This window comes from Massilia sp. Root335, assembly GCF_001425685.1.
Classification (GTDB): domain Bacteria; phylum Pseudomonadota; class Gammaproteobacteria; order Burkholderiales; family Burkholderiaceae_D; genus Telluria; species Telluria luteola.
Map to the genome: position 1 here is coordinate 1 of NZ_LMCY01000046.1, position 4,635 is coordinate 4,635.

General features: G+C 65.9%; 6 protein-coding genes. 4 read left to right on the forward strand and 2 right to left on the reverse strand.

Annotated elements, in window-relative coordinates:
• Nucleotides 1-133: 133 nt before the first annotated feature.
• Nucleotides 134-1,072, reverse strand: a complete 939-nt coding sequence (locus tag ASC93_RS23575) for a GlxA family transcriptional regulator (RefSeq protein WP_056448323.1) — start codon at nt 1,070-1,072, stop codon at nt 134-136.
• A gap of 18 nt (nt 1,073-1,090) precedes the next feature.
• Nucleotides 1,091-2,005 (reverse strand): DMT family transporter, encoded by a 915-nt coding sequence (locus tag ASC93_RS23580; protein WP_056448327.1) that lies wholly within the window; start codon nt 2,003-2,005, stop codon nt 1,091-1,093.
• 100 nt (nt 2,006-2,105) lie between these two features.
• On the opposite strand from ASC93_RS23580, the gene ASC93_RS23585 reads away from it, so the two are divergent.
• The 4 genes from ASC93_RS23585 to ASC93_RS23600 all read left to right on the forward strand — a co-directional run bounded on the left by ASC93_RS23585 (nt 2,106) and on the right by ASC93_RS23600 (nt 4,462).
• Entirely contained in the window at nt 2,106-2,594 is a 489-nt protein-coding gene (locus ASC93_RS23585) for a MarR family winged helix-turn-helix transcriptional regulator (RefSeq protein ID WP_082548296.1), read from the forward strand.
• Between the two features lies 1 nt (nt 2,595).
• Nucleotides 2,596-2,877, forward strand: coding sequence for a hypothetical protein (locus ASC93_RS23590; RefSeq protein ID WP_056448331.1), 282 nt, complete (start codon nt 2,596-2,598; stop codon nt 2,875-2,877).
• Between the two features lie 29 nt (nt 2,878-2,906).
• Entirely contained in the window at nt 2,907-3,743 is an 837-nt protein-coding gene (locus tag ASC93_RS23595) for an HDOD domain-containing protein (protein WP_056448335.1), read from the forward strand.
• 200 nt (nt 3,744-3,943) lie between these two features.
• Nucleotides 3,944-4,462, forward strand: a complete 519-nt coding sequence (locus ASC93_RS23600; RefSeq protein WP_056448337.1) for a porin family protein — start codon at nt 3,944-3,946, stop codon at nt 4,460-4,462.
• Nucleotides 4,463-4,635 lie beyond the last annotated feature (173 nt).

A 4,635-nucleotide genomic window follows, 5' to 3' on the forward strand; every position in this document is an offset into this window, starting at 1 on the left:
CCAGCGTTATCCCGAGCGCCGCCTTCGAAGAACCTTAACTTAACGGCATTAGGGTCAGAGCCCTGATTCTGGAAATGTCGAAATTTTAATATTTTGCGGCGGGAAATTGCCAAAAATCGGGCTCTGACCCCGGTTATTGGCTCAGCTTGCGCTGGCGTTCTTCGCGCGGCGTGTTGCCGAACAGGGCGCCGAAGGCAGTGGAAAAATGGGAGCCGGACGAGAAGCCGCACATCAGGCCCACCTGCACGATGGAGTGGTTGGTGTCGCGCAGCAGCTGGCGGGCGCGCTGCAGGCGCAGTTCGAGGTAGTAGCGCGACGGCAGGCTGCCCAGATATTGCTTGAACAGGCGTTCCAGCTGGCGGCGCGACACGCCCGCCAGCTGGGCGATGTCGTCGGTCGACAGCGGTTCCTCGATGTTCGCTTCCATCAGGGTGACGGCCTCCGTCAGCTTGGGCTGCAGCACGCCGAAGCGGGCCTGCAGCGCCACGCGCTGGCGCTCGTCCGGGCCGCGCACGCGGTCCACGCACAGGATTTCCTTGACCTGGGCCTGGACCGTCGCGCCGAACAGCGTGTCGACGAGCGTGAGCGCGAAGTCGATGCTGGCCGCGCCGCCGCAGCAGGTGATGCGGGCGCCGTCGATCTCGTACAGGTGCGGGCTCAACAGGGCCTGGTCGGCGCGCATGTCGACGTCCGGATACAGCGACCACGGCAACGCGGCGCGCGCACCGTTCAACGCGCCCGCCTCCGCGAGCCACAGCACGCCGGCGCCGACGCCGCCCCAGACCGGCGCCGCGCGGCAGCGCGCGACGAGGGCGCGCAGGTTGGCGGGACGCAGCCCGGCCTCGGATTCGTCCGCGACGAGCAGCACGAGGTGCCACAGGCGGTGGTCGGCCGTGAATTTGTCCGGACTGCGCACGTCCACGTGCAGGCGTCCGGGCCCCAGCACCTTGGCCGCCAGGCGTAGCGGCTGCACGAGGCCGGACCACGTCAGCGCATCCGGCTCGCCGGCGTGCACGAGCAGCACGCGCAGCGGCGCCTCCTGCGCGAGGCGGGACAGTTCAAGATGCTGCATCGAAACGAACAGGGGTCATTACTCGGGGGCGAGCGCGGCGGCCGGCCGGCTTTCGGCATTCCATTGACTGACTATCATACCGGAGATCAACAATGCCGCGCCGAGCCAACCGCGGCCGCCCATCGCCTCGCCGAGCCAGAAATACGCGAAGAACGCGGCGCCGCCGGGCTCGAACGCATAGATGACGGCCGCCTCGTTGGCGCTCGTGCGCGCCTGGCCCCAGGCCTGCATCGAGATGATGGCGGCCGTGCACAGCACGCCCAGATAGGCGAAATTCGGAGAATAACGCGCGAGGCCGTGGCCGATGTAGGTCCAGTAATTCGCGGCCTCTTCCATGCCGATGCTGCCGCGCGGCACCTCGCGCACGAACAGCCACAGCGCGGCGCACACGGCGACCGTGCCGATCTGCGCGGCCGTCACGCTCATCAGCCGGATCGCCCGGCGGGTGTAGATTTCCATGACCTTGATATAGGTGCCGAACGTGAGCGCGGCCAGCAGCGCGAGCGTGTCGCCGCGGCCCCAGCCGCCGCCGCCGTCCCAGCACAGGGAGACCAGTCCCAGCACCGCGAGCAGCAGCGCGGCGACGATGCGGCGCTCCGGCAGGCGTCCTTTCATCAGCCCCAGCAGCGGGACGACGAGCACGTTCAGGCCGCAGATGAAGGCGTTGCGGTTGGACGTGGTCAGCGCCAGCCCCTCCACCTGGAACAGGTAGCAGAAGAACAACAGCACGCCGAGCGTCGCGCCCAGCGCCAGGTCGGTGCGCCGCGCGCGCCACAGGAAGGGCGACAACAGCAGCGCCGCGATGACGAAACGGGTCAGGATGATCCAGACGGGAGAAAAATAGGCGGTCAATTCCTTCATCGCGGGGAACGTCGTTCCCCATACGAGGACGACGACGACGAGGGCAAGGAGGCCGCGCAGATGCTGGGTCATGGAGCGTTCAATGTTGTCTAGCAAGATTGCTATGGTAACGGGGCCGAACGCAAAACGCGAAGCGCTGGGGCCTGCCCGCGCTGGCGGCTATAATCGTTTCATGGGTGAACGATATCTGAAGAGTGTGCGCCTGCTGGCCGAATGCCTGCAAGGGTTCGAGCGCTTCGTCGCCGAACCGGTGCGCCGGCATGGGCTGACGCATCCGCAATTCGACATCATCGCCACCCTCGGCAACACGCCCGGCATGACCTACAAGGAACTGGGCGAGCGGACCCTGATCACGAAGGGCACGCTGACCGGCGTCATCGACCGCCTCGAACGGAAGGGCCTCGTGGAACGCGTGCGCAAATGCGACGACAGGCGCTCGTTCCGCGTGTGCCTGACGGCGGCCGGCGATGCCCTGTTCCATAATGTGTTTCCGGCCGTGGTCGCACACGGCAAGCAGCTGTTCGCCGATTATGGCGACGGCGATTTCGAACAACTGGACCACGCGCTGCGCCGCCTGCGCACCCGGCTCGACGCGCCGGACCTGGCGGCGCCGGCGCCTGGCGAACACCGGGCGGGGCACGTCCCCGCCGACGAAGGATGACATGAAGACTGCACTGCTCGAAGGTAAAAAGCCCCCTCATTTCGACAAACACATCATCGGCAACCTGCTGCTCGACGTGGCCCCGCCCGCGGAAGTCCGCGACGAGCCGATGCTGATCGGGGTGCGCAACGACGCCGGCGAGATCTATCGCCTGATCGGCGCCGCCACCCTGAACAGCTTCATGAACGCGGTCGAGGAGCTGTTCGACCTCGGCCTCATCGACGAGCTGCAGGACACCGAGGAACAGAAAGACGGCTGCGACGCCATCTTCAGCGAGCCCTGACGAGCTGCCCGGGGGTATAATTTTTTCCCATGGACAGAATCGACGCCCTCAAGAGCATTGCCGCGCAAGCCGGGCGCGGCGACCTCCACTTCCCGACCCATGTCGACGCGACGCTGAAGCTGCAACGCGCGCTGGCCGATCCGGCGTGTCACATCGACGAAGCGGCGCGCCTCGTGCAGACGGAGCCGCTGCTGGCCGCGCGCACCGTCGCCATCGCCAACTCGGCCGCCTATAACCGCTTCGGCAACGACGTCACCAACGTCAAGGCAGCCGTGGCGCGCGTGGGCTTCCGCACGCTGGGCGCGCTGGCCGCGGCCGTCATCGTGCGCCAGCTGGCCAGCGAAATCCACGACCCGGCGCTGCGCGCCAAGGCCGACCAGCTGTGGCTGCACTCGACCCACGTGGCCGCGCTGTCGCAGGTGATCGCGCGGCGCGTCTCGTTCGTCGATCCGGAAACGGCGATGTTCGCCGGCATCGTGCATGAGGTCGGCGGCTTTTATCTGCTGTCGCGCGCGCCCGAATTCCCGGGCCTGCTGGACGGCGGCGCCGACGAGTGGATCGAGCATGGCGAGACGGCCATCGGGCGCGGCGTCCTGCTCAAACTGGGCGTGCCCGCACCCGTGATGGGTGCCATCGAAGCGCTGTGGAACGGCATGCGCGCCCTGCCGCCGGAAACCCTGGGCGACACGCTGCTGCTCGCAAACGACCTGGCGCCCGTCCCGTCGCCCCTGCTGGAACGCGATCCGGGCATTCCCGGCGTGCAGGTCGGCGCCACCATCGACTTCGCCGTGGGCGAAGGCACCTTGAACACCATCCTCCAGGAATCGGAGGATGAAGTGAAAAGCCTGACGGCCGCACTGGCCTGAATTCCTCCTTTACCTGCTCGTCGGCCGGCCGCCCTTGCGCGGCCAGCGTCGTTTCGTACATATGTGACTTTTCAGTCACTTACTTTCATCTTGTTACACTCCTTACCGATTGAGAACTTCTCTTAGGGAAACACGGTGCTATCTTGGCCATATTGCGATTCACGACGAATCGCGAGCCCGAGAACACTAAGGAGTGAACCATGAAGAAACTGCTGCTCGCATTGCTCGCCACTTCCGCCGTCGCCGGCGCCGCCCAGGCCCAGACCACGACGCCGCACGCCTACATCGGCGTGGGCGCGGCCACGGCCGACAACCAGACCACGGACAGCTACAAGACCGGCGCCAAGGTCTATGGCGGCTACCAGGTCGACCAGAACTGGGGCGTGGAAGCCGGCTACACCGACTTCGGCAAGGAAAACAATGGCGCCGGCAACGTCAAGGGTTCCGGCACCTATGTCGCCGGCAAGTACACCGTGCCGCTCGGCGACCGCTTTTCCGGCTACGGCAAGCTGGGCGTGGCCTACAACGAGCGCAAGTTCGACAACGGCCTGGGCACGCACGTCAATGACTACGACACCGGCCTGTATGGCGGCGTCGGCGTCGAATACAAGCTGAACGAAAAGCTCGCCGTGAATGCCGAGTACGAGCGCTACGGCAAGGACAAGGCGTTCGGCGCCAAGGCTGACGTGTACACCGTCGGCCTGAAATACGGTTTCTGATTCCCCTCCCCGGACCCGGCAACGGGTCTGCTGCACCGGACGTCGTCTTTGCGCAAGCAGGGGCGACGTTTTTTTTGGCTGTGTTCGCGTTCGTTATGTGAACTGAATCTGGTTGCAGATGTCATACGCATCGTCGAGTTAACTCATGAGGAGTGACGATGCGCGGCCTACCC